This is a genomic window from Streptomyces avidinii, from assembly GCF_045161815.1.
Taxonomy (GTDB): domain Bacteria; phylum Actinomycetota; class Actinomycetes; order Streptomycetales; family Streptomycetaceae; genus Streptomyces; species Streptomyces avidinii.
The window spans coordinates 3436858-3461442 of the sequence record NZ_CP108863.1 but is presented as its reverse complement, the minus strand read 5'-3'; the positions used below and the strand labels follow the sequence as shown (position 1 = coordinate 3461442).

The window sequence follows — 24585 nt, the reverse complement described above, 5'->3', positions numbered from 1 at the left end:
GAGGGTATTTCCAGCTTTACCCTCCCGCATCCGGAGTCATCATCCGTGACCGGCCCGCGGCCGGCTCGTTGGCAGCGCATGAAGAAGATCATTTCCGCCGCCGCAATCACCGTGGCCGCTCTCGCCCTCGCCACCCCCGCCCACGCCGACAACGACAGCAACTTCGGCGGCGGGGTCAACGCGGCCAACAACTGGAACTTCACCGCGGCCGCCGTCTGTCTCCAGGAAGTGGCCGTGGTCCCCGTCCTCGGCGACTGGGTGGGGGACCACGCCAACAACTGCTCCAACGGCAACGTCATCGACCACTCCGGAGCCTGACGGGCCCGGGCCCGGGCGCTCTCAGGGGCCCGGGCCCGGCCGTCAGTTCCGCCGACGGCCGATCTTGTTCCCCAGCCAGACCAGTGGGTCGTACTTGCGGTCCACCGCCCGCTCCTTCAGCGGGATGAGGGCGTTGTCGGTGATCCTGATGCCCTCGGGGCAGACCTCCGTACAGCACTTGGTGATGTTGCAGTAACCCAGGCCGTGCTCCTCCTGCGCCGTGCGCTTGCGGTCCAGGCCCGCCTCCGCCGCCGCGTCCAGCGGGTGCATGTCCAGCTCCGCCACCCGCATCAGGAAGCGCGGACCGGCGAAGGCTCCCTTGTTCTCCTCGTGGTCACGCACCACGTGACAGGTGTCCTGGCACAGGAAGCACTCGATGCACTTGCGGAACTCCTGCGAGCGCTCCACATCGATCTGCTGCATCCGGTACGCGCCCGGAGCCACCCCCTCCGGCGGTACGAAGGCCGGGACCTCCCGTGCCTTCTGATAGTTGAACGACACGTCCGTCACCAGGTCGCGGACGACCGGAAAGGCGCGCAGCGGGGTGACCGTGATCGTCTCGGACCGCTCGAAGGTGGACATGCGCGTCATGCACATCAGCCGCGGCCGGCCGTTGACCTCCGCACTGCACGAGCCGCACTTGCCCGCCTTGCAGTTCCAGCGCACCGCCAGGTCCGAGGCCTGGGTGGCCTGGAGCCGGTGCACGATGTCCAGGACCACCTCCCCGTCGTGCACCTCGACGGTGAAGTCCCGCAGCTCTCCGCCCTCCGCGTCGCCCCGCCAGATCCGGAAGCTCGCGTCGTACGTACTCATTCGTAGAGCTCCTCTTCGGCGAGGTACTTGACCAGCTCTTCCTTCTCGAAGAGCGCGAGCAGGTCCGGACGGATGGGGTCGGTGCGGGTGCGGACCAGGGCGATCCGGTCGGCCGAGGGATCCGCCGGAGGCGGGTCGACCGGCCGGCACAGCAGGTTCACCGGCCGCCAGGCGCGCTCCATCGACGGGCAGTCCTCGCGGGTGTGCCCGCCCCGGCTCTCGGTGCGCTCCAGGGCCGCGCGGGCCACGCACTCGCTGACCAGCAGCATGTTCCGCAGGTCCAGGGCCAGGTGCCAGCCCGGGTTGAACTGCCGGTGCCCCTCGACCCCGGCCCGGGAGGCCCGTAGGCGCAGGGCCGCGAGCCTCTCCAGGGCCTCGGCCATCTCGCCCTCGCGCCGGATGATGCCGACGAGGTCGTTCATGGTCGTCTGGAGTTCCTGGTGGAGCGTGTACGGGTTCTCCGCGCCCTCCACGGCGTGGAAGGGGGCCAGCGCCTCCGTCGCCGCCGCGTCGATCTCCGCCTGGGAGACCGCCGGGCGCTCACCGCCGGCCGCGGCGTGCGCCGCGGCGTGCTCCGCCGCGTGCAGTCCGGCCCGCCGCCCGAAGACCAGCAGGTCGGACAGGGAGTTTCCGCCCAGCCGGTTCGAGCCGTGCATGCCGCCCGCGACCTCGCCCGCCGCGAACAGCCCCGGGACCCCGACGGTGGCGGCGGACTCCGAGTCGACCGCGATGCCGCCCATCACGTAGTGGCAGGTCGGGCCCACCTCCATCGGCTCGGCCGTGATGTCCACGTCCGCCAGCTCCTTGAACTGGTGGTACATGGAGGGCAGCCGCCGCTTGATCCTCTCGGCCGGCATGCGCGTGGACACGTCGAGGAAGACGCCGCCGTGCGGGGAGCCGCGGCCCGCCTTCACCTCGGAGTTGATCGCCCGCGCGACCTCGTCGCGCGGCAGCAGTTCGGGCGGGCGCCGGTTGTGGTCCGGGTCCTCGTACCAGCGGTCGCCCTCCGCCTCCGACTCGGCGTACTTCTCCTTGAAGACGTCGGGGACGTAGTCGAACATGAACCGCTTGCCCTCGGAGTTGCGCAGCACACCTCCGTCACCGCGCACGGACTCGGTGACGAGGATCCCCTTGACCGACGGGGGCCAGACCATGCCGGTCGGGTGGAACTGCACGAACTCCATGTTCAGCAGGGGCGCGCCCGCGAGCAGGGCCAGCGCGTGGCCGTCGCCGGTGTACTCCCAGGAGTTGGACGTCGTCTTGAAGGACTTGCCTATCCCGCCGGTGGCCAGCACCACGGCCGGGGCCTCCAGGACGAAGAACCGGCCGGACTCGCGCTCGTAGCAGAAGGTGCCCGAGACCCGCTGTTCCGCGGCGGAGCCGCTACGGGACTCGGTCTTCAGGACCCTGGTGACCGTGCACTCCTGGAAGACCTTGAGCCGGGCCTCGTAGTCCCCGTACTCCTTGAAGTCCTCCTGCTGGAGCTGGACGATCTTCTGCTGGAGCGTGCGGATCAGCTCCAGGCCGGTGCGGTCGCCCACGTGCGCGAGGCGGGGGTACTCGTGCCCGCCGAAGTTGCGCTGGGAGATCCTCCCGTCGGGCGTCCGGTCGAAGAGCGCGCCCCAGGTCTCCAGCTCCCAGACCCGGTCCGGCGCCTCCTTCGCGTGGAGTTCCGCCATCCGCCACTGGTTGAGGAACTTGCCCCCGCGCATGGTGTCGCGGAAGTGCACCTGCCAGTTGTCGCCCTCGTTGACGTTGCCCATGGAGGCGGCGATCCCGCCCTCAGCCATCACCGTGTGGGCCTTGCCGAACAGGGACTTGCAGATCACGGCCGTACGGGCGCCCCGCTCACGGGCCTCGATCGCGGCACGCAGCCCGGCGCCTCCCGCGCCGACCACGACCACGTCCCACTGCTGCCGTTCCACTTGAGCCATCTCAAAAGATCCTCGGGTCGGTGAAGGCGCCGCTCGCCAGCAGGTACACGTAGAAGTCGCACAGCGCCACGCTGATCAGGGAGGCCCAGGCCAGCTGCATGTGGCGGGTGTTGAGCCGGCCGATCCAGCCCCAGAGCCGGTAGCGCACCGGGTGTTCGGAGAAGTGCTTGAGGCGGCCGCCCATGACGTGGCGGCAGGAATGGCAGGACAGGGTGTAGGCCCAGATCAGCGTGATGTTGACCAGGAACAGCACCGTGCCGAGGCCCATGTGGCCCCAGGCGTAGTGCTCGTCGCGGAAGGTCAGCACGGTGTCGTAGGTGAGGATGCCCGCGACCGGGATCGCCGCGTAGAAGAAGTACCGGTGCGCGTTCTGGAGGATCAGCGGGAAACGGGTCTCGCCGGTGTACCTCGTGTGCGGTTCGGCGACGGCGCAGGCGGGCGGTGAGGCCCAGAAGCCCCGGTAGTAGGCCTTGCGGTAGTAGTAGCAGGTCAGCCGGAAGCCGAGCGGGAAGATCAGGATCAGCAGGGCGGGGGAGAGGCCCCACCAGCTGCCGAAGATCTCCCAGTTGGGTCCGCCCTTCATCGGGACGCAGTTCTCCGCCAGACACGGGGAGTAGAAGGGGGAGACGTACGGGGCGGCGTAGTAGTCGGCGTTCGCGAAGGCCCGCCAGGTCGAGTAGACGATGAAGGCGAGCAGCCCGGCCGCGGTGCCGGCCGGGGCCAGCCACCACCGGTCGGTCCGCAGGTGCCGGGCCGCGATCGCGGCCCGTGAGGCGTCGTGGACGCCGCCGGGCCGCTGCTGGGGTCGTTCCGTGCCTGTGGCCAAAGAAGACTCCGGGAGGAGTGATGAGGGGTGCCCCGGTCGGCCCGGCCGAGGACGGCCGGGCCGGTCGGGGCGTGGGTGGATACGCGTCCGGGACGGACGGTGCCGGGCGTCGCGGGCCCGGCAGGATCCGGAAGGGACGGCCTAGGGGGCGCGGCGGTCGCGGGCGCCCAGGCCCTCGTCGTCGGAGTCCGTCCACAGGGAGCTGTCGTACGGAGTGTCCGGGACCGTCACCATCCGGGACGGCTCCGGACCGGCCGCCGTCGTCGACGGCTTCTGCCGCGCGGCCTGCTGCTCCAGCCGCTCGACCTTGCGTGTCAGCTCGTCCAGGTTGCGCCGGACGGCACTCAGATCGTCTTGCAGGGACATGATCTGCCCTCACTTCCGCCAGGGTGCGGTGGCAACGCTCATGTGCGCCTGCGAGTGTCGCGCTTCCTGTCCCCCGTTGTGAAGGGACGTGCAGCGATTGCGGGCGCGCAGGCGTGAATCGTGCGCCCCTCCCTGCCCCCCATTCTCATCCCTCTCCCGGGGGAACGCCTCCTGCCGCGCAAGCGGGATTGGTCCGCACGGGTGGGGTTCGCGGCGTGGCGAGAGTCGGGTGCGAGGGGTGCGGCGGACCGTCTATTTCAGTGGGTTCCGGCAACCGGTGTGATCAGCTCCATATACCGCCGAACGTGATCATGCTTCCCCCACGCCCCGCCCCGGAGGTACCACCCATGTCCCAGAGAAGGCGCAGGTCCTTGGCGCTCCTGACCTCGGGAGTCCTCGCACTGCCGCTGCTCACGGGCTGCGGCGCGGGTGATGACGAGGGCGGTCCGGCCGCCGCAGGGCAGGACATCGCCACGACCACCCGTGACAAGGTCGCGGACGGGGGTGTGCTGCGCTGGGCGGTGGACACGCTCCCCGACACCCTCAACACCTTCCAGGCCGACGCGGATGCCACCACCAACAGGATCGCGGGCGCCGTGCTGCCGCAGCTGTTCGTACTGGACGCCAAGGGGCGACCGGTGGCCAATCCCGATTACCTGGAAAAGGCCGAGGTCATCGAGCGGGAGCCGAAGCAGGTTGTCCTGTACAAGCTCAACCAGCAGGCGGTGTGGAGCGACGGCCGGGAGATCGGCGCCGCCGACTTCGTGGCGCAGTGGCGGGCCCTGAACGGGAAGGACTCGGCGTACTGGACGGCGCGCAACGCCGGCTACGACCGGATCGAGAAGATCGAGAAGGGCAAGACCGACCTGGAGGTCAGGGTCACCTTCAACAAGCCGTACGCCGACTGGCGCTCGCTCTTCACCCCGCTCTACCCCAAGCAGGTCACCGGCACCCCCGACGCCTTCAACGAGGGCGCCCGCGGCACGCTGAAGATCACCGCCGGTCCCTTCGCCCTCGGCGCGATCGACAAGAAGACCGGCACCGCCGCCCTGACCCGCAACGCACGCTGGTGGGGCCGCCCGGCGAAGCTGGACACGCTGGTCCTGACGGCGGTCCCGCGGGCCGAGCGCCCGGCGGCACTGGCCGCCGGGAAGCTCGACCTGGCGGAGATCGACCGGGCCGGGGCCGACCGGATCGCCCTCGCCCACCGCGACGCCGCCGCCAAGAACGGCCCGGGCGCGGGCGGCGCCCCCGCCCACGGCCCGGGGGCCACGCTGACCCCGGCACAGGCCACGCTGTCCTGGGCCGTCGCCTTCGGGGCGGACGAGGACAAGGCATTGGCGGAGACGGAGAGCCGCCAGAAGCGCCTCGCCTCGGTCGAGCGGTACGCCGACGAGCAGAAGGCCCTGCGGGCCTTCACCGTGCGCAAGTCCCTGGAGCCGGCCTACACGCAGCTCGCGATGAACGGCTCCACCGGCCCGCTGGCGGACGAGCGGGTGCGCCGGGCGGTGGCCCGGGCCCTGGACCGCCGGGCGCTGGCCGAGGCGGTACTGAAGCCGCTCGGCCTGCCCGCGAAGCCGGTCGGCAGCCACCTGGCCCTGGCCGGGCAGCGGGCGTACGCCGACAACAGCGACGCGCTCGGCGGCCAGGACACCCAGGCGGCCCAGGCACTGCTCGCGGACGCGGGCTGGCGCAAGGGCGGCAAGATCACCGAGCCGGCGGGTGCCAAGGCCGCGGGCCCGGAGAGCGCGCAGGACGATTCGAAGACCCCGTCCGGCCCGGGCACCGGGAACGACGGGCTCTACATCGTGGGACAGGACGACGGGACCAATGGCGATCCGCGGTCGGCGGCCGGGGCCCGCCCGGGGGCCGGCGCCGCCCCGGCGGGCGGCCAGGACGGGCCGTCCCCCGTGCTCGCCCCGGGTCCTTTCGGGGCCCAGCAGCGGGTGTCCCTGCTCGCCCAGGCCGTCCGGGCCGCTGCCGCGCGGCCCGAGGTGGTCGACGACGGCAAGGGCGCCCCGGCCCGTGACGACGCGGCCGACCCGGACAAGGCCTCCCCGGCTCCGGCCCCGGCCAAGCAGCCCGTCCGCACCTCCGGCAACATGCTCGCCAAGGACGGCAAGGCGCTCACCCTGCGCTTCGTCCTCCCGGCGGGTCCCGGTTCGGAGTCGCTGCGCACGGTCGGCGAGCGGATCGCCACCACGCTCCGCAAGATCGGCGTGAACACCGAGATGGTCAAGGTGTCCGACGACAGCTTCTTCAAGGACCACGTCGCCTCGGGCCAGTACGACCTGGCCCTGTACTCGTGGCCCGCGACGGCCTACCCGGCCACCGATGCCCGGCCCATCTTCGCCAAGCCGGAGCCAGCCGCGGACGGCTCCCTGCTCGTCGAACAGAACTACACACGGGTCGGCACCGACCACATCGACCAGCTCTTCGACCAGGCGGTCGGCGAGCTGGACGAGGAGCAGTCCCGTGAGCTGATGCGCAAGGCGGACGCGCGGATCTGGGCCGCCGCCGGCTCCATCCCCCTCTACCAGCGCCCCGAGCTGGTGGCGGTCAAGCCCGGTCTGGTCAACGCGGGCGCCTTCGGCCTCGGTGCCCCCCGCTACCAGGACATCGGCTGGAAGAAGCCGCCCACCGCGAAGGACAAGAAGAAGTAGCGCGGGAGAAGAAGTGGTGACAAAGCGGTGCCTGTCAGGTTGACCGCCGGCGCACAAGCTCAGATGTGACTCAAGTCCCTTGCCCGCCGGATCCCCCGGCGGGCAAGGTCGTGCGTACCACTGACCACGCCCGTTGACCCGCATGAATACCGGTAGAACAGCCGCCGAGGCACCCCACGCAGAACTCGGCCGCGCTCATTCGTCCGGCCTCTTGACAGCCCCCCGGCAGGCGGTTCCCGCCACGCGACGTACCATGGGGTAAGGCCGTGGCAGGTTTTCGCCCGGCCGAGGCGCGCGTGCCGGACCGTACGCGACGCCATCCACGATCCCGGGAGAAGCGCCGAAGTGCCCACGCGCCACGACATCCGTAACGTCGCCATCGTCGCCCACGTCGACCATGGCAAGACGACCATCGTCGATGCCATGCTCAAGCAGGCCGGTGCCTTCGCCGCCCACCAGCACCTCGACGACCGCATGATGGACTCGAACGACCTGGAGCGTGAGAAGGGCATCACGATCCTCGCCAAGAACACGGCGGTGAAGTATCACCCCAAGGACGGCGGGGCCCCGATCACGATCAACATCATCGACACGCCCGGCCACGCCGACTTCGGTGGTGAGGTCGAGCGCGGTCTGTCGATGGTGGACGCCGTCGTTCTGCTGGTGGACGCCTCCGAGGGTCCGCTGCCCCAGACCCGCTTCGTCCTGCGCAAGGCCCTGCAGGCGAAGATGCCGGTCATCCTCTGCATCAACAAGACCGACCGCCCGGACTCGCGGATCGACGAGGTCGTCAACGAGACGTACGACCTCTTCCTCGACCTGGACGCGGACGAGGACCAGATCGAGTTCCCGATCGTCTACGCCTGCGGCCGTGACGGCGTGGCCTCGCTGACCAAGCCCGAGGACGGCACCGTCCCGGCGGACAGCACCAACCTGGAGCCGTTCTTCTCCACCATCCTGGAGCACGTCCCGGCCCCGGTGTACGACGAGGAGGCCCCCCTCCAGGCGCACGTCACCAACCTGGACGCCGACAACTTCCTCGGCCGCATCGCGCTCGTTCGCGTCGAGCAGGGCGAGCTGCGCAAGGGCCAGACCGTCGCGTGGATCAAGCGTGACGGCTCCATCTCCAACGTCCGCATCACCGAGCTGATGATGACCGAGGCGCTCACCCGCAAGCCGGCCGAGGTGGCGGGCCCGGGTGACATCTGCGCGGTCGCCGGTTTCCCCGAGATCATGATCGGCGAGACCCTGGCCGACCCGGAGAACCCGATCGCGCTTCCGCTGATCTCGGTCGACGAGCCGGCGATCTCCATGACCATCGGTACGAACACCTCCCCGATGGTCGGCCGCGGCGGCAGCGGCAAGGGCGCGGACGCCAAGTCCGCGGTCAAGGACCGCAAGGTCACCGCCCGCCAGGTCAAGGACCGTCTGGACCGCGAGCTGGTCGGTAACGTCTCGCTCCGCGTCCTCGACACCGAGCGCCCGGACGCCTGGGAGGTCCAGGGCCGTGGTGAGCTCGCGCTCGCCATCCTGGTCGAGCAGATGCGCCGCGAGGGCTTCGAGCTGACCATCGGCAAGCCGCAGGTGGTCACGCAGGAGGTCGACGGCAAGGTGCACGAGCCGGTCGAGCGCATGACGATCGACGTCCCCGAGGAGCACATGGGTGCGGTCACGCAGCTCATGGGCGTCCGCAAGGGCCGCATGGACAACATGTCGAACCACGGCTCCGGCTGGGTCCGCATGGAGTTCGTCGTCCCGTCGCGCGGTCTCATCGGCTTCCGTACCGAGTTCCTGACCGGTACGCGCGGCACCGGCATCGCCCACTCGATCCACGAGGGCCACGAGCCGTGGTTCGGCCCGCTGGTGACCCGTAACAACGGCTCCCTGGTCGCCGACCGCGCCGGCTCGGTCACGCCGTTCGCGATGATCAACCTGCAGGAGCGCGGCGTCCTGTTCACCGACCCCGGCACCGAGGTGTACGAGGGCATGATCGTCGGCGAGAACTCGCGCTCCGACGACATGGACGTGAACATCACCAAGGAGAAGAAGCTCACCAACATGCGTGCGGCTTCCGCGGACAACACGGAGAACGTGATTCCGCCCCGCAAGCTCTCCCTGGAGCAGTCCCTGGAGTTCTGCCGCGACGACGAGTGCGTCGAGGTGACCCCGGAGGCCGTCCGCATCCGCAAGGTCGTGCTGGACCAGAAGGACCGCTCGCGCACCGCGTCGCGCGCCAAGTCCGGCAAGTAGTAAGAGCCGTACGGTCGTTCGCCCGGGTTTGCTCGGGCGGCGGCCGTGGTGGCCGCAGGCGGCCGCAGTGCCTTGATAACGCAGCAGCCCCTCCCCTCACGGAGCCCGTGAGAGGAGGGGCTGTTCGCTTGTGTCAAGCGGATTTTTGCGTTCAGGTGTCCGCATACCGACCGTGACACTCCGGAAGATGAGCTAACCGTCCGTTTCGCACGTGTCTGTCTCCTATCCGTTTGTCCGGATTTCGGGTTTCTGACGCGGATCGATGTTGTGAAAACGAGACCACTTAAGTGTGGTTTACGGCCTGGCAGTCCCTGAGGATGGCTCCATTGAGCTCGGGTCAATGGGTCACGCGATGTGGGGATCGCGCCGACTCACGAGCACACTATGGGCAGGAAAATGCTCGCCGTCAGGGGTGTCGGCGAGGTTTTTTTGCCCCTCAAGTCGATCAGTGGACTCATGAGGAGGAAACCCATGCGCGGTGCCAAGAGCGCCAAGTGGGTCGTGGGCGCGGTTGTCGTCGCCCTGGCCGCTACCGCCTGTGGCGGCGGTGACGGTGACAGCAAGGACAAGGGCAGCGCTGCCAACGGTGGCGTGTTCCGGATGGGCAGCACGGAGCCGGACACCATCGACCCGGGGCGTGCCCACGAGTCCACCGGCATCCTGCTGGCCAACGCCCTGTTCACCGGCCTGTACTCGAACACGCCGGACGGCCTGGCCGAGCCCGCGCTCGCCGAGTCGGCCACGTCGGACGAGGGTTGCACCTCCTGGACCTTCAAGGTCAAGCCCGACACCAAGTTCTCCAACGGCGAGGCCGTCGACGCCGAGGCGTTCGCCCGTGGTTGGGCCCGTGCCGCGCACAAGGCCGCCGCGTCCGACGTGGCGTACCACTTCGCCGGCATCAAGGGTTACGCCGAGCTGCAGGACGGCTCCGCCAAGACCTTCTCCGGTGTCACCACGCCGGACCCGACCACCATCAAGGTCGACCTGTCGAAGGCGGACTGCGAGTTCGTCCTGAAGACGGCGCACAACGCCTACAGCCCGGTTCCGAAGGTCGCCAAGGTCGGCGAAGAGGACAAGGCGTTCGGCGAGGCCCCCGTCGGTAACGGTCCGTTCAAGATGGACGGTTCGTGGGAGCACAACAAGGCGATCAACCTCGTCCGCAACGACGACTACTCGCTGCAGAAGGCCTCCCTCGAGAAGGTCCAGGTCACGCTGCTCAACGACAAGACCGCGCAGCAGCTCGAGTACGACGGCTTCCAGGCCGGCACGTTCGACTACGCGCACATCCCGACGCCGATGCTGAAGACGGCCGAGGCGAAGTACAAGCCGCAGAACAAGTGGTTCGCCAAGGACACCAACGGCATGAACTTCGTTCTGCCGATCGGTGACAACGGTCCGACCAACAACAAGGACGCCCGTCTGGCGATCTCCTACGCGATCGACCGTCAGGCCATCGCCAAGGGTGTCTTCCAGGGCTACCAGACCCCGTCGACGACCATCGTGCCGCCGGCGTTCCCGAAGGCGTACCAGAAGGACCTCTGCGTCTCCTGCGTCAAGCAGGACGTCGCCAAGGCCAAGGAGCACGCCGAGAAGGGCGGCCTGAAGCCGGGTACCGAGATCAAGTTCAGCTTCAACACCGGTGCGGGCCACGAAGAGTGGGTCCAGGCCATCGCGAAGCAGCTCGAGGAGGTCCTCGGGGTCAAGGTCAAGCTGGACGGCAAGGACTTCCCGGGCATGCTCAAGGAGCAGCAGGGTTCCGCCGCCACCGGTGTCTACCGCTTCGCGTGGGGCGCGGACTACCCGACCCCGGAGAACTTCCTGTTCCCGCTGCTGCACTCCTCCTCGATGTCGAAGGACGCCGAGGGCAACGTGACCGGTGACAACCGCGTCCGTTACAACAACCCGGAGTTCGACAAGCTGATCGACACGGCTCGCGCCACCAAGGACGAGGCCGCTCGCATCACGATGTACAAGCAGGCCGAGAAGATGGCCATGGACGACATGGCGCTCATCCCGACCTTCAACCGTTCCCAGTTCCGCCTGATGGCGACCGACAAGTTCAACGGTCTGGACGACATCAACTTCAACGAGGACCCGATCCTCGAGAAGATCTCGATCAAGAAGTAATCGGTTCGGACGGTATATCCGTCAGGAGCGAAAGTGCCGCGGCCCCCGGGTGACCGGTGGGCCGCGGCCCCGCTCGGCAGGCCGTTTTTACTTCGGCACCCCTCACATCCGCGGGCAACCCCCGCAGGCCGAGAGCCGGCCCGTTCCTTGGGCCGGAGGCCGCTGCTCCCAGAAGCGGCCAGGTAGAGAGGCAAAACATGGGAAGGTACGTCGCCCGTCGCCTCGGGCAGATGGTCATAGTCCTCATCGGCGCGACCATGGTTCTGTTCGCGTGTCTGTTCGTTCTCCCCGGCGATCCCGTGGGTTCGATTGCGGGCAGTGACAAGGCCCGTGACCCAGCAGTGGTCGCGGAGCTCAAGGCGCGTTACGGGCTCGACAAGTCGCTGCCCGAGCAGTATGTGAACTACGTGGCCAAGGTTGCGACCGGAGACCTCGGCGAGGACTTCGTCCAGCGCCGCGAGGTGTCCGAGATCCTCGCCCCCAAGCTGCAGAACACCGCGAAGCTGGCCCTGCTGGCCATCGCTCTCGTCACGGTGTTCGGTATGGGAGTCGGCATCATCGCCGCCCTGTACAGATACAGCATCTTGGACATGGCCACGACATTCTTTACGACCATGGCCGTCGGATTCCCGACGTTCGTGATCGGCATGCTGCTCATGAAGTACTTCGCCGTGGAACTCCAGTGGTTCCCACAACTCGGCGGCGACAAGCTCGAAGGCATGGTTCTTCCCGCGATCACCCTCGCCGTCACCGACATCGCCTTCGTCGCCCGCCTCACCCGCGGCACGATGCTCGAGGTGCTGCGCGCGGACTACGTGAAGACGGCCGTGGCCAAGGGACTGCCGCGTCGCCGCGTGCTGTTCAAGCACGTGCTGCGCAACTCGTCCATTCCCGTGGTCACCTACCTGGGCATCTCCTTCGGCGCCCTCCTCGGTGGTGCGCTCATCACTGAGGCGATCTTCAACTGGGACGGTGTCGGTCTGGCACTGGTTCAGGCGATTCAGCAGCAGAACAACCCGATCGTGATCGGCGTAGTGACGTACAGCGTCGCCATCTTCGTCGTCCTCAGTCTCATCGTGGACCTGCTGTACGCGGCCCTCGACCCGCGTATCCGCCTCAGCTGACCGCCCCCAAGGAGGATTTCCTCATGTCTGAGCTCGCAACGAGCCCGGCGATCGGGGACGAGAACCCCGTGTCGTCCGCTTCGGCCCCGGCCGAACCCCGACCCAAGCAACTGAGCCAGTGGGGCGAGATCCGCCACCGGTTCGTCCAGAACAAGCTGGCCGTCGTCGGCCTCGTGATCATCACGCTGCTGTTCCTGACGGCCGCGTTCGGCGAGATGCTCGCCCCGTACGACCCCACCGCGCAGGACCTCGAGAACACCCTCGCGTCGCCCAACGGCACCCACTGGATGGGTACCGACGCCCTGGGCCGCGACATGTTCTCGCGCCTCATAGCCGGCACCCGCGTGGCCATGTTCGTCGGCCTCGCCTCGATCTTCTTCGCGGTGCTGATCGGTGTCGCCCTCGGCGCCATCGCCGGCTACTTCGCCGGCTTCGCCGACACCCTGGTCATGCGCATCGCGGACGTGTTCCTCGCGTTCCCGCTGATGATCGGTGCCGTCGTCATCATCCTGGTCACCGGCCGCGGCATCACCCCGGTGATCATCTCGCTCGCGATCTTCTCGTGGGCCACCGTGTCCAGGCTGCTGCGCAGCTCGATCCTGTCGGTGCGCGAAATGGACTACGTCCACGCGGCCAAGGCACTCGGCGCGAGCGGCTGGCGGATCGTGCGCACGCACATCCTCCCCAACTCGATGACCGCGGTGCTGGTCTACGCGACCTTCAACGTCGGCACCACCATCGTCGGTGTGGCAGCGCTCTCCTTCCTCGGCGCCGGCGTCCCCGTCGACGTGCCGGAGTGGGGCAACATGCTGGCTGCCGGCCAGGGCTTCATCGGCGTCAATGACTACCTGTGGGTGTTCCCGAGCCTGTTCGTCGTCGTCACCGTGCTCGGCTTCGCCTTCGTCGGCGACGGCCTGCGTGACGCGCTCGACCCGAAGCTCCGGTAGGGCCGCCCGATGCCCCGAGACAACATCAGCAAGCAGGACGAAGGTGGCGGCGTGACCACGTCGGAGATTCTCAGCGTTGCGGAGACGGGCGGCGGATCCGCCGTGCCGCTGCTGGAGGTGGACAACCTCCAGGTCGAGTTCAAGACCCGTGACGGGGTCGCCAAGGCAGTCAACGGCGTGAGCTACAGCGTCAGCGCCGGCGAGACCCTCGCCGTGCTCGGCGAGTCCGGCTCCGGCAAGTCCGTGACCGCACAGGCGATCATGGGCATCCTCGACAGCCCGCCCGGACGGGTCTCCGGCGGCGAGGTGCGCTTCCACGGCAAGGACATCCTCAAGATGTCCGACGAGGAGCGCCGCAAGCTCCGTGGCAACAAGATGGCGATGATCTTCCAGGACGCGCTGTCCTCCCTGAACCCGGTCTACTCGGTGGGCGACCAGCTCGGCGAGATGTTCCGGGTCCACCGGGGCGCGTCCAAGAAGGACGCGAAGCGCAAGGCCATCGAGCTCATGGACCGCGTGAAGATCCCCGCCGCCAAGGCGCGCGTGGGTGACTACCCGCACCAGTTCTCCGGCGGTATGCGCCAGCGCATCATGATCGCCATGGCGCTGGCCCTGGAGCCGGACCTGATCATCGCCGACGAGCCGACCACGGCTCTCGACGTGACGGTCCAGGCCCAGGTCATGGACCTGCTCGCGGAGCTCCAGCGCGAGATGAACATGGGCCTGATCCTGATCACCCACGACCTCGGCGTCGTCGCCGACGTCGCGGACAAGATCGCGGTCATGTACGCGGGCCGGATCGTCGAGACCGCTCCGGTCCACGAGATCTACAAGCGTCCGTCCCACCCGTACACCCGTGGCCTGCTCGACTCGATCCCGCGCCTGGACCAGAAGGGCCAGGAGCTCTACGCGATCAAGGGTCTGCCGCCCAACCTGCTCCGCATCCCCGCGGGCTGCGCCTTCAGCCCCCGCTGCCCCAAGGCGCAGGACATCTGCCGCACCGAGATCCCGGCGCTGCACCCGGTCACCGAGCAGGACGGCACCGAACTGCCCGGCCGCGGCAGCGCGTGCCACTTCTGGAAGGAGCAGATCCATGGCTGAGCTCACCAAGAACGCCACCGAGCGCGAGCCGATCCTCCAGGTCCGTAACCTGGTCAAGCACTTCCCGCTGACCCAGGGAGTCCTGTTCAAGAAGCAGGTCGGCGCGGTCAAGGCGGTCGACGGGATCTCCTTCGACCTCTACCAGGGCGAGACGCTGGGTATCGTCGGCGAGTCCGGCTGTGGCAAGTCCACGGTCGCCAAGCTCCTGATGAACCTGGAGCGGGCCACCGCGGGCGAGGTCTTCTACAAGGGCCAGGACATCAGCAAGCTGTCCGGCCGCGCGCTGAAGGCCGTGCGCCGCAACATCCAGATGGTCTTCCAGGACCCGTACACGTCGCTGAACCCGCGTATGACGGTCGGCGACATCATCGGGGAGCCCTACGAGATCCACCCCGAGGTGGCTCCCAAGGGCTCGCGCCGGCAGAAGGTCCAGGAGCTCCTGGACGTCGTCGGTCTGAACCCGGAGTACATCAACCGGTACCCGCACCAGTTCTCCGGCGGTCAGCGCCAGCGCATCGGCATCGCCCGCGGCCTGGCCCTGCAGCCCGAGATCATCATCTGCGACGAGCCGGTCTCCGCGCTCGACGTGTCGGTGCAGGCCCAGGTCATCAACCTGATGGAGAAGCTGCAGGACGAGTTCAACCTCTCCTACCTCTTCATCGCGCACGACCTCTCGATCGTCCGGCACATCTCGGACCGCGTGGGCGTCATGTACCTGGGCAAGATGGCGGAGATCGGCACCGACGCCGAGATCTACGAGCACCCGACCCACCCGTACACGCAGGCGCTGCTCTCCGCCGTCCCGGTCCCGGACCCGGCCGCGCGCGAGGGCCGTGAGCGGATCATCCTCACCGGTGACGTCCCGTCGCCGGCCAACCCGCCGTCGGGCTGCCGCTTCCGCACCCGCTGCTGGAAGGCCGAGGAGAAGTGCTCCGTCGAGGAGCCGCTGCTGGCGATTCCCGAGCGCTTCAAGGGTCTGCAGACCCTGGCCGCGCACGAGTCGGCGTGTCACTTCGCGGAGGAGAAGGCCATCCTGGCCGTCTGACCGACGCGTTCCTTCCCGACGGCCGGCCCCCGGCGCCTCACGGCGCCGGGGGCCGGCCGCTTTCCGCCGTGGGCCGGGGGCGCGCCCTGCGGGGCCCGCGGACGGCGGCATCCGGGCGCTCACCCCTGGGGGCGGTTCCTGCCCGGCGCCGCGCAAACCGGTTGCGGCCCCGGGAGCCGGGGACGGAGAGTGACGGCATGACCCTCACCGTACGGCCCGCCGGGCCCGGGGACGCGTCCGACATCTGCGCCCTGCTCAATGCCGTCGACATGCTCGAGATCGGCCGCCCGGAGACCGATCTCGCCGCCGTCGAGTCAGATCTCAACGCCCCCGACGTGGACCTGGCCACCGATTCCTGGCTCGCCCTCCAGGACGGCCGGCTCGTGGCCTACGCCCTCGTCTGGGCGGACTCCGGCCCGGGCCGCGTCGACGGGGACCACTACGTACTGCCCGGCCACCCCGAGGCCGCCGTCCTGCTGCTGGAGCGCATGGAGGCCCGGGCCCGGGAACTGACCGCCGGTCAGGGGGTCCTGAGGCTCCAGCTGAACGTGAAGCCCACCCTCGACCTGTCCCTCCTCACCGGGCGCGGCTACCGCACCATCCGCCGCTACCAGGTCATGACCCGCTCGCTGGCTCCGGACGCCGACCCGGCGCCGATCCTTCCGACCGGGCTCGCCCTGCGCCACTGCGGCGACGACGAGGCCGACCGCCGCCGGGCCCACGCCCTGGTCGAGCGGACCTTCGCCGCGCACTTCGGCCATGTGGACCGCCCGTACGAGAACTGGCTCGACCACATGGACGGCCGCAAGCTCGACTGGTCGCTGGTGTGGATCGCGAGCCTGCCCGGCCACGGCGACGCGGCCGTGCTGCTGACCCGGGACGACCGCACGAGCATGGCCTGGATCAGCCACATCGGCGTGGCCGAGGAGGCGCGCGGCCGCGGCATCGGCGGTTTCCTGCTGCGGCACGGCTTCGCCGTGTACGCGGGGCGCGGCCGGGACACCGTGGGCCTCGGTGTGGACACGCACAACGCGACCGGCGCGCTCGCGCTGTACGAGGCGCACGGCATGGGCCTGCACTACGCGGTCGACTCCTGGGAGCTGGCTTTGCACCCCCAGGGGTGACAGGGGCGTGACGCGCGGGTGCAATCGGTCCAACCATGAGTGCACGGGATCCCACATAGGGTGACATTGGCCCCTAAGCGAGTTTTGGGATCCATAGGAGGCACTCCATGCGCGGAGCCACCCACGCCAAGTGGGCCGCATGTGCGGTGGCCGTCGCCCTCGCGGCGACGGCCTGCGGCGGCGGAAGCGACAGCGGCGGGGGCGGTGGCGAGGCGGGCATCGTCAGCTCTTCGTGGGGTGACCCGCAGAACCCGCTGGAGCCGGCCAACACCAACGAGGTGCAGGGCGGCAAGGTCCTCGACATGCTTTTCAGGGGTCTCAAGCGCTACGACCCGAAGACCGGCGAGGCCCTCGACATGGTCGCCGAGAAGATCGATACGACGGACAGTCAGAACTTCACCATCACCCTCAAGGACGGCTGGAAGTTCAGCAACGACGAGCCGGTCACCGCGCAGTCCTTCGTGGACGCCTGGAACTACGGCGCGGACGTGCGCAACAAGCAGAACAACTCGCCGTTCTTCTCCGACATCGTCGGCTACGCGGACGTCCACCCCGCCTCGGGTGAGCCCAAGGCCAAGACGATGTCCGGCCTGGTCGTCAAGGACGCGAAGACCTTCACCGTCGCCCTGAAGAACAAGTTCTCCACCTGGCCCGAGACCCTCGGCTACCAGGCCTTCTCCCCGCTGCCCAAGGCCTTCTTCACGGACCACGCCGGCTGGTTGAACAAGCCGATCGGCAACGGCCCGTACACGGTGGACTCGTACACCAAGGGCACCGGCATGAAGCTGCGCAAGTGGGACACCTACCCCGGTCCGGACAAGGCGCAGAACGGCGGTGTGGACCTGAAGGTCTACACCGACAACAACACCGCCTACACCGACCTGATCTCCGGAAACCTCGACCTCGTCGACGACATCCCGGCGCAGCAGCTGAAGAACGTCAAGAACGACCTCGGCGACCGGTACATCAACCAGCCCGCCCTCATCATCCAGACCCTCACCTTCCCCCTGTACGACCCGCAGTGGAGCAAGGAGGGCATGGAGAACGTCCGCCGCGGGATCTCGATGGCCATCAACCGCGACGAGATCACCAAGCAGATCTTCCGTGAGACCCGCACCCCGGCCAAGGACTGGACCTCCCCGGCCCTCGGCGAGGCGGGCGGCTTCTCCTCCACGGTCTGCGGCGACGCCTGCGTCTACGACCCGGTGGCGGCCAAGAAGCTCATCACGGACGCCGGCGGGCTGCCGGGCGGCAAGGTCACGCTGACCTCCAACGTGGACACCGGCTCGCACCGCGACTGGATGGACGCCGTCTGCAACAGCATCAACAACGCGCTGGGCGAGGGTCCGGTCTGCACGGTCAACCCGATCGGCACCTTCGCGGACTTCCGCAACCAGCAGAGCAGCTTCAAGCTGACCGGCCCCTTCCGCTCCGGCTGGCAGGCCGACTACCCGCTGATCCAGAACTTCCTCCAGCCCCTCTACTACACCGGGGCCTCCTCCAACTACGGGAAGTTCAGCAACGCGGACTTCGACAAGCTCGTCGACGAGGCCAACCAGGAGAGCGACCAGGCCAAGGCCGTCGCCAAGTTCCAGGACTCCGAGAAGATCCTCGCCGCGCAGATGCCGGCCATCCCGCTCTGGTACCAGAACGGCAGCGCGGGCTACGCCGAGCGGCTCTCGGACGTGGCGCTCAATCAGTTCAGCGTCCCCGTCTACGACCAGATCAAGGTCGGCTGACCCACGTTTCGGATCGATCCTGGAGCAGTCCATGGGACGTTATGTGATCCGGCGGCTGCTCCAGATGATCCCGGTGTTCATCGGCAGCACGTTCCTGATCTTCTTCATGGTGTACGCGCTGGGTGACCCGGTCGCCGCCCTCTTCGGCGACAAGGCGCCCGACCCCGCCACCGCCGCCCGCATCCGCAAGGACCTGTACCTCGACCAGCCGCTGTGGAAGCAGTACCTCCACTACATGGGGCAGATCTTCCAGGGCGACTTCGGCACCGCCTTCAACGGCCAGCCGGTCACCGAGCTGATGGCCAGCGCCTTCCCCGTCACCCTGCGCCTGACCATGGTCGCGATCTTCTTCGAGATCGTCATCGGCATCACCCTCGGCGTGATCAGCGGCCTGCGCCGCGGCAGGTCCGTCGACACCAGCGTGCTGGTGCTCACCCTCGTCGTCATCTCCGTGCCGACCTTCGTGACGGGCTATCTGCTCCAGTACCTCTTCGGCGTCAAATGGGGCTGGGTCCGGCCCACCGTCTCCCCGGACGCCCCTTTCGGCGAGCTGATCCTGCCCGGCATCGTGCTCGCGCTGGTCTCCCTCGCCTACGTCACCCGGCTCTCCCGCACGTCCATCGCCGAGAACGTCAAGGCGGACTACGTGCGCACCGCCGTCGCCAAGGGGCTGCCGCGCCGCCGGGTCGTCACCCGCCACCTGCTGCGCAACTCGCTCATCCCCGTCGTCACCTTCATCGGCACCGACATCGGCGCCCTGATGGGCGGCGCCATCGTCACCGAGCGGATCTTCAACATCCACGGCGTCGGCTACCAGCTCTACCAGGGCATCCTGCGCAACAACTCGCCCACCGTCGTCGGCTTCGTGACCATCCTCGTCATCGTCTTCCTGCTGGCGAACCTGCTCGTCGACCTGCTCTACGCGGTCCTGGACCCGAGGATCCGTTATGCCTGAGCACAACGAGCCCGCCTACGATCCGCTGCAACCAGGAGAGGGGGAGGCCATCGCCCCCACCGGCCAGGGCGGCCCCATGGATCTGGCGCTGGACGAGGCCGAGAGTCTGGAGAAGACCCTCGGCGACGACTCCACCGGGCCGGGCCCCGGGCCGCAGCACAAGCCCCGCTCCCTGTGGTCCGACGCCTGGCACCAGCTGCGCCGCAACCCCGTCTTCGTCATCTCCTCGCTGATGATCCTCTTCCTCGTGATCATCTCCATCTGGCCGCAGCTCATCGCGAGCGGCGACCCGCTCCAGTGCGACCTGTCCAAATCGCAGCAGGGCTCCTCGCCGGGCCACCCCTTCGGCTACGACACCCAGGGCTGCGACGTGTACACCCGTACCGTCTACGGGGCCCGCGCCTCCATCACCGTCGGCGTGTGCGCCACCCTCGGCGCCGCCTTCCTCGGCTCGCTGCTCGGCGGTCTCGCCGGGTTCTTCGGCGGCTGGGGCGACGCGCTGCTCTCCCGGGTCGCGGACATCTTCTTCGGCATCCCCGTCGTCCTCGGCGGCCTGGTCTTCCTGTCCGTGGTCACCAGCACCACCGTCTGGCCGGTGGTCGGCTTCATCGTGCTCCTCGGCTGGCCGCAGATCGCCCGCATCGGCCGCGGCTCCGTCATCACCGCCAAACAGAACGACTACGTCCAGGCCGCCCGGGCCCTCGGCGCCGGAAACAGCCGCATGATGCTCCGGCACGTGGCGCCCAACGCCATCGCCCCGGTCATCGTCGTCGCCACCATCGCGCTGGGCACGTACATCGCCCTGGAGGCCACCCTGTCCTTCCTCGGCGTCGGCCTGCGCCCGCCCACCGTCTCCTGGGGCATCGACATCTCCAACGCGGCCCCGCAGATCCGCAACGCCCCCCACATGCTGCTCTGGCCGGCGGGCGCGCTGAGCCTGACCGTGCTCGCGTTCATCATGCTCGGCGACGCGGTGCGCGACGCCCTCGATCCCAAGCTGCGCTGAGGAGCCCCGCACATGCTGCTCGAAGTCCGCGATCTGCACGTGGAATTCAAGACGCGCGACGGAGTCGCCAGGGCCGTCAACGGCGTCAACTACTCGGTGGCCGAGGGCGAGACGCTCGCGGTGCTCGGCGAGTCCGGCTCCGGCAAGTCGGTGACCGCCCAGGCCGTGATGGGCATCCTCGACATGCCGCCGGGCCGGATCGCGGGCGGCGAGATCCTGTTCAAGGGCAAGGACCTCCTGAAGATGAAGGAGGAGGAGCGGCGCAGGATCCGCGGCGCCGAGATGGCGATGATCTTCCAGGACGCGCTGTCCTCCCTCAACCCGGTGCTGAGCGTGGGCGCGCAGCTCGGGGAGATGTACGAGGTCCACCGCGGGATGTCCCGCAAGGAGGCCAGGGGCAAGGCCGTCGAGCTGATGGACCGGGTGAAGATCCCGGCGGCCAAGGAGCGGGTGGGGGACTACCCGCACCAGTTCTCGGGCGGTATGCGCCAGCGCATCATGATCGCGATGGCGCTGGCCCTGGAACCCTCGCTGATCATCGCGGACGAGCCGACGACCGCCCTGGACGTCACCGTGCAGGCCCAGGTGATGGACCTGCTGGCCGAGCTCCAGCGCGAACTCAACATGGGCCTCATCCTGATCACCCACGACCTGGGCGTGGTCGCGGACGTGGCGGACAAGATCGCGGTCATGTACGCGGGCCGGATCGTCGAGGCGGCCCCCGTCCACGAGATCTACAAGGCGCCCGCGCACCCGTACACGCGCGGCCTGCTCGACTCGATCCCGCGCCTGGACCAGAAGGGCCAGGAGCTGTACGCCATCAAGGGCCTGCCGCCGAACCTGCTGGTCATCCCGCCCGGCTGCGCCTTCAATCCGCGCTGTCCGATGGCCCAGGCGGTCTGCCGCACCGACGTCCCGCCGCTGTACCGGGTGACCGAGTCCCCGGTGGAGCGGACCAGCGCCTGCCACTTCTGGAAGGAGTGCCTCCATGGCTGAGTCCCTTCTGGAAGTGAAGGACCTGGTCAAGCACTACCCGCTGACCCGGGGCATCGTCTTCCGCAAGCAGGTCGGCGCCGTCAAGGCCGTCGACGGGGTCTCCTTCGACCTGCGCGCCGGCGAGACGCTGGGCATCGTCGGCGAGTCCGGGTGCGGCAAGTCGACCGTGGCCAAGATGCTCGTCAACCTGGAGCGGCCCACGGCCGGTGCGATCTCCTACAAGGGCGAGGACATCACCAAGCTGTCGGGTCGCGCGCTGAAGGCCGTGCGCCGCAACATCCAGATGGTCTTCCAGGACCCGTACACGTCGCTGAACCCGCGTATGACGGTCGGCGACATCATCGGGGAGCCCTACGAGATCCACCCCGAGGTGGCTCCCAAGGGCTCGCGCCGGCGACGCGTCCAGGAGCTGCTGGACGTCGTCGGCCTCAATCCGGAGTACATCAACCGGTACCCGCACCAGTTCTCCGGCGGTCAGCGCCAGCGCATCGGCATCGCCCGGGGCCTCGCCCTGCAGCCCGAGATCATCGTCGCCGACGAGCCCGTCTCGGCGCTCGACGTCTCCGTCCAGGCGCAGGTCATCAATCTGCTGGACCGGCTCCAGAGCGAATTCGACCTGTCCTACGTCTTCATCGCGCACGACCTCTCGATCGTCCGTCACATCTCCGACCGCGTCGGCGTCATGTACCTGGGCCGGATCGTCGAGATCGGCACCGACAGCCAGATCTACGACCACCCGACCCACCCGTACACCCAGGCGCTGCTCTCGGCCGTCCCGGTTCCGGACCCGGAGGCCCGCGCCCACCGGGAACGGATCATCCTCACCGGCGACGTGCCCTCCCCGGCCAATCCGCCGTCGGGCTGCCCCTTCCGCACCCGCTGCTGGAAGGCCGAGCCCCGCTGCACGGCGGAGGTCCCGCTGCTCGCGGTCCCGCAGGTCTTCCCCTCGGGCCCGGCGGCGCACCCGTCCGCCTGCCACTTCGCGGCGGAGAAGCAGGTGGTCCCGCCGTCGGAGCCGCCGCCCGCGCCGCCACCCCTGCCCACCTCGCCGCCCGCGGATCCGCTGACGAAGGAATAGCCTCCGGGGGATCATTTCCGGCCACCGCTGTGCGTCCGGCGGGGGAGCGCCCGCCGTGCCCACAACTCGGTTAACGCGGGGGCAACTTGACCGTTTCTGCCCCGAGATCTGGGGCGTGCAACCTGAATGCCGTGCGGCCGTGCGGGTGCCGACAGCCGGCCGGGGAGGCGTACAGCCTCGCCGGCCGGCCTCCCCGTGACCCCACTCATGCGCGGCATGCGCCCCTCGTGCTGCCGGATTTCGATCGATGCGCTGGCACGGATAGTTATGATCCGTAGCGCACGGTGGGTATGACTCCTGCCGAGCACGAATACGCGTACCGATGTCCGCTCGACGTGGAGGTGAAACGCCGTGGCACTCTCGATCTCCGCCGTGGTGCTGCTGGCGATCATCGTCTTCCTGCTGGTCCGAAGGGCGGGCCTGAAGGCGGGACATGCGGTGGTCTGCGTACTGCTCGGCTTCTACCTGGCGAGTTCCACCATCGCCCCGACCCTCAGCCAGCTCACCTCGAACGTGGCGAGCATGATCAGTGGCCTCAAGTTCTAGGCCTCGCCTCGTAGGCTGGGCCCCATGAACGGTCTTCCTGCCCGTCGTCTGCTCCTCGTGCACGCGCACCCCGACGACGAGTCGATCAACAACGGCGTCACCATGGCCAAGTACGCGGCCGAGGGTGCCCACGTCGCGCTGGTGACCTGCACCCTCGGCGAGGAGGGTGAGGTCATCCCGCCCGGCCTCGCCCATCTGGCGGCCGACCGCGACGACACCCTCGGCGCCCACCGCGTCGGCGAGCTCGCCGCGGCCATGGCCGAACTGGGGGTCCACGACCACCGGTTCCTCGGCGGCCCCGGCCGCTTCCGCGACTCCGGGATGATGGGCGCCCCGCAGAACCACCGCCCCGAGGCCTTCTGGTCCGCAGACGTGGACGAGGCCGCCGCGTACCTCGTGGAGGTGATCCGGGAGCTGCGCCCGCAGGTGCTCGTCACCTACGACCCGGACGGCGGATACGGGCACCCCGACCACATCCAGGCCCACCGGGTCGCCATGCGCGCCGCCGAACTGGCCGCGGAGGCCGCCTTCCGGCGCGACCTCGGGGCGCCCCACGCGGTCGGGAAGATCTATTGGAACCGCGTCCCGCGCTCGGTGGTCGAGGAGGGCTTCGCCCGGCTGCGCTCCGTCGGCGAGGTGCCCTTCCCCGGGGTGGGCTCGCCCGAGGACGTGCCGGGGGTCGTCGCCGACGAGCGGATCACCACCGAGATCGACGCCAAGGACACCTTCGTGGCGGCGAAGGCGGCCGCCATGCGGGCCCACGCCACCCAGATCGCCGTGGACGGGCCCTTCTTCGCCCTCTCCAACGACCTGGCGCAGCCGCTCTTCACCCGCGAGTACTACGAACTGGTCGAGGGCATGGCGGGCGTCCCGGCGGGCGAGCGCGAGCACGACCTCTTCGCGGGGGTGCAGGCATGAGCGGCGCGGTGACGGCCGGACGCATCGCCGGCTGCCTGGCCCTGCTCGTCCTGGGCACGCTGACCGGCGCGGCCGGCTGGCTGGTGGTGGACCTGTGGTTCCCCGGCGGTCTGCTGCTCGCCCTGCTGGCGGTCCTCGGGCTGTTCCTCGGGGGGCGGATCGCCCTCGGGACCGGCTTCGGCGTGGGCGGCGCCGCGGCCGGCTGGTTCCTCTCGTACGTGATGCTCAGCATTCCGCGCCCCGAGGGAGACTTCCTCCTCAGTTCGTCCGGAATCGGCATGTACGTCTACCTTTTGGGTGGAACCGTTCTCGCTGTGATGTGTGCCACGATGCGCGGCCCGCTGGATCGGCCGGTTTCGGCCGCGCGGCCTGCCAAGTGACGTGGTGTCGGACCTCGTAGGGGCATCCGCCGGGGGAAGCGTGCAGGGGCTCGCCGGGCGGTTCAGAGGGGTTTGGCGGGGGCTATGAGGAACCCCTGATTCCCGGCAGTCAGTTGCGTGCGGGCGACGGCCAGTATGGTGGACGGGCCGCCGAGCTGCCCGCGCACGGTATGACGGGCGGCGGAGCCAACCGGGAGAACCTGCCTTGAGTCGTGAAACCGACAGTTCGTCCTCCGGGCCCAAGGGGCACGGTGGAGCCGCCTACCCCTCGGGGACACCGCCGTATGGAACCGGCCAGTACCCGTCCACGGACGCTGCGGCGACCGCTC

General features: G+C 68.9%; 21 protein-coding genes. 17 read left to right on the top strand and 4 right to left on the bottom strand.

Annotation, left to right across the window (positions count from 1 at the left end):
* Positions 1 to 78 precede the first annotated feature (78 nt).
* Positions 79 to 318, top strand: a complete 240-nt coding sequence (locus tag OG373_RS15010) for a hypothetical protein (RefSeq protein ID WP_397729256.1) — start codon at positions 79 to 81, stop codon at positions 316 to 318.
* Positions 319 to 360: 42 nt separating this feature from the next.
* On the opposite strand, the gene OG373_RS15005 is transcribed toward OG373_RS15010, so the two are convergent.
* The 4 genes from OG373_RS15005 to OG373_RS14990 all read right to left on the bottom strand — a co-directional run bounded on the left by OG373_RS15005 (position 361) and on the right by OG373_RS14990 (position 4257).
* Entirely contained in the window at positions 361 to 1131 is a 771-nt protein-coding gene (locus OG373_RS15005; protein WP_405438777.1) for a succinate dehydrogenase/fumarate reductase iron-sulfur subunit, read from the bottom strand.
* Positions 1128 to 3065: a fumarate reductase/succinate dehydrogenase flavoprotein subunit gene (locus OG373_RS15000; protein ID WP_405438775.1), complete on the bottom strand. Its 1938-nt coding sequence runs from the start codon at positions 3063 to 3065 to the stop codon at positions 1128 to 1130. Before OG373_RS15000 ends, OG373_RS15005 begins: the two co-directional genes overlap by 4 nt.
* A 1-nt stretch (position 3066) precedes the next feature.
* Positions 3067 to 3891, bottom strand: coding sequence for a hypothetical protein (locus OG373_RS14995; protein ID WP_405438773.1), 825 nt, complete (start codon positions 3889 to 3891; stop codon positions 3067 to 3069).
* 141 nt (positions 3892 to 4032) lie between these two features.
* On the bottom strand, positions 4033 to 4257 hold the full coding sequence (locus OG373_RS14990) for a hypothetical protein (RefSeq protein WP_398670099.1): 225 nt from the start codon (positions 4255 to 4257) through the stop codon (positions 4033 to 4035).
* A 347-nt stretch (positions 4258 to 4604) separates the two neighbouring features.
* Here OG373_RS14990 and OG373_RS14985 point away from each other — a divergent pair, with 347 nt between their 5' ends.
* From OG373_RS14985 to OG373_RS14910, 16 genes are all read left to right on the top strand, one after another.
* Positions 4605 to 6920, top strand: a complete 2316-nt coding sequence (locus tag OG373_RS14985) for an ABC transporter family substrate-binding protein (RefSeq protein WP_405438771.1) — start codon at positions 4605 to 4607, stop codon at positions 6918 to 6920.
* A 345-nt stretch (positions 6921 to 7265) separates the two neighbouring features.
* On the top strand, positions 7266 to 9170 hold the full coding sequence (gene typA / locus OG373_RS14980; RefSeq protein ID WP_405438770.1) for a translational GTPase TypA: 1905 nt from the start codon (positions 7266 to 7268) through the stop codon (positions 9168 to 9170).
* Between the two features lie 471 nt (positions 9171 to 9641).
* Complete coding sequence (locus OG373_RS14975; RefSeq protein WP_397729249.1) at positions 9642 to 11297, top strand: ABC transporter substrate-binding protein; 1656 nt, start codon at positions 9642 to 9644, stop codon at positions 11295 to 11297.
* Between the two features lie 230 nt (positions 11298 to 11527).
* The gene (locus OG373_RS14970) at positions 11528 to 12421 is read left to right on the top strand and encodes an ABC transporter permease (protein ID WP_397729248.1); all 894 of its coding nucleotides are present in this window, start codon (positions 11528 to 11530) and stop codon (positions 12419 to 12421) included.
* Between the two features lie 23 nt (positions 12422 to 12444).
* Positions 12445 to 13368 carry an ABC transporter permease gene (locus OG373_RS14965; RefSeq protein ID WP_397729247.1) on the top strand — a complete coding sequence of 308 codons (924 nt, stop codon included), beginning with the start codon at positions 12445 to 12447 and terminating at the stop codon, positions 13366 to 13368.
* Between the two features lie 9 nt (positions 13369 to 13377).
* Positions 13378 to 14469: an ABC transporter ATP-binding protein gene (locus tag OG373_RS14960; RefSeq protein ID WP_405438768.1), complete on the top strand. Its 1092-nt coding sequence runs from the start codon at positions 13378 to 13380 to the stop codon at positions 14467 to 14469.
* A complete protein-coding gene (locus OG373_RS14955) occupies positions 14462 to 15514 on the top strand; it encodes an ABC transporter ATP-binding protein (protein ID WP_405438766.1) in 1053 nt (350 codons plus the stop codon). The genes OG373_RS14960 and OG373_RS14955 overlap by 8 nt, the downstream gene beginning before the upstream one ends.
* 197 nt (positions 15515 to 15711) lie before the next feature.
* Positions 15712 to 16638 (top strand): GNAT family N-acetyltransferase, encoded by a 927-nt coding sequence (locus tag OG373_RS14950; protein ID WP_405438764.1) that lies wholly within the window; start codon positions 15712 to 15714, stop codon positions 16636 to 16638.
* Positions 16639 to 16745: 107 nt separating this feature from the next.
* Positions 16746 to 18377: an ABC transporter substrate-binding protein gene (locus tag OG373_RS14945; RefSeq protein ID WP_405438763.1), complete on the top strand. Its 1632-nt coding sequence runs from the start codon at positions 16746 to 16748 to the stop codon at positions 18375 to 18377.
* A 31-nt stretch (positions 18378 to 18408) separates the two neighbouring features.
* Positions 18409 to 19332: an ABC transporter permease gene (locus OG373_RS14940; RefSeq protein WP_397729241.1), complete on the top strand. Its 924-nt coding sequence runs from the start codon at positions 18409 to 18411 to the stop codon at positions 19330 to 19332.
* Positions 19325 to 20338, top strand: coding sequence for an ABC transporter permease (locus OG373_RS14935; RefSeq protein ID WP_405438761.1), 1014 nt, complete (start codon positions 19325 to 19327; stop codon positions 20336 to 20338). Before OG373_RS14940 ends, OG373_RS14935 begins: the two co-directional genes overlap by 8 nt.
* Before the next feature lie 12 nt (positions 20339 to 20350).
* A complete protein-coding gene (locus OG373_RS14930; protein WP_405438759.1) occupies positions 20351 to 21334 on the top strand; it encodes an ABC transporter ATP-binding protein in 984 nt (327 codons plus the stop codon).
* Positions 21327 to 22412, top strand: a complete 1086-nt coding sequence (locus OG373_RS14925; protein WP_405438757.1) for an ABC transporter ATP-binding protein — start codon at positions 21327 to 21329, stop codon at positions 22410 to 22412. The genes OG373_RS14930 and OG373_RS14925 overlap by 8 nt, the downstream gene beginning before the upstream one ends.
* Positions 22413 to 22763: 351 nt before the next feature.
* A complete protein-coding gene (locus OG373_RS14920) occupies positions 22764 to 22958 on the top strand; it encodes a hypothetical protein (protein ID WP_030012369.1) in 195 nt (64 codons plus the stop codon).
* A gap of 24 nt (positions 22959 to 22982) precedes the next feature.
* Positions 22983 to 23876, top strand: coding sequence for an N-acetyl-1-D-myo-inositol-2-amino-2-deoxy-alpha-D-glucopyranoside deacetylase (gene mshB, locus OG373_RS14915; RefSeq protein ID WP_405438756.1), 894 nt, complete (start codon positions 22983 to 22985; stop codon positions 23874 to 23876).
* The gene (locus OG373_RS14910) at positions 23873 to 24256 is read left to right on the top strand and encodes a DUF6113 family protein (protein WP_405438755.1); all 384 of its coding nucleotides are present in this window, start codon (positions 23873 to 23875) and stop codon (positions 24254 to 24256) included. The genes mshB and OG373_RS14910 overlap by 4 nt, the downstream gene beginning before the upstream one ends.
* Positions 24257 to 24585 lie beyond the last annotated feature (329 nt).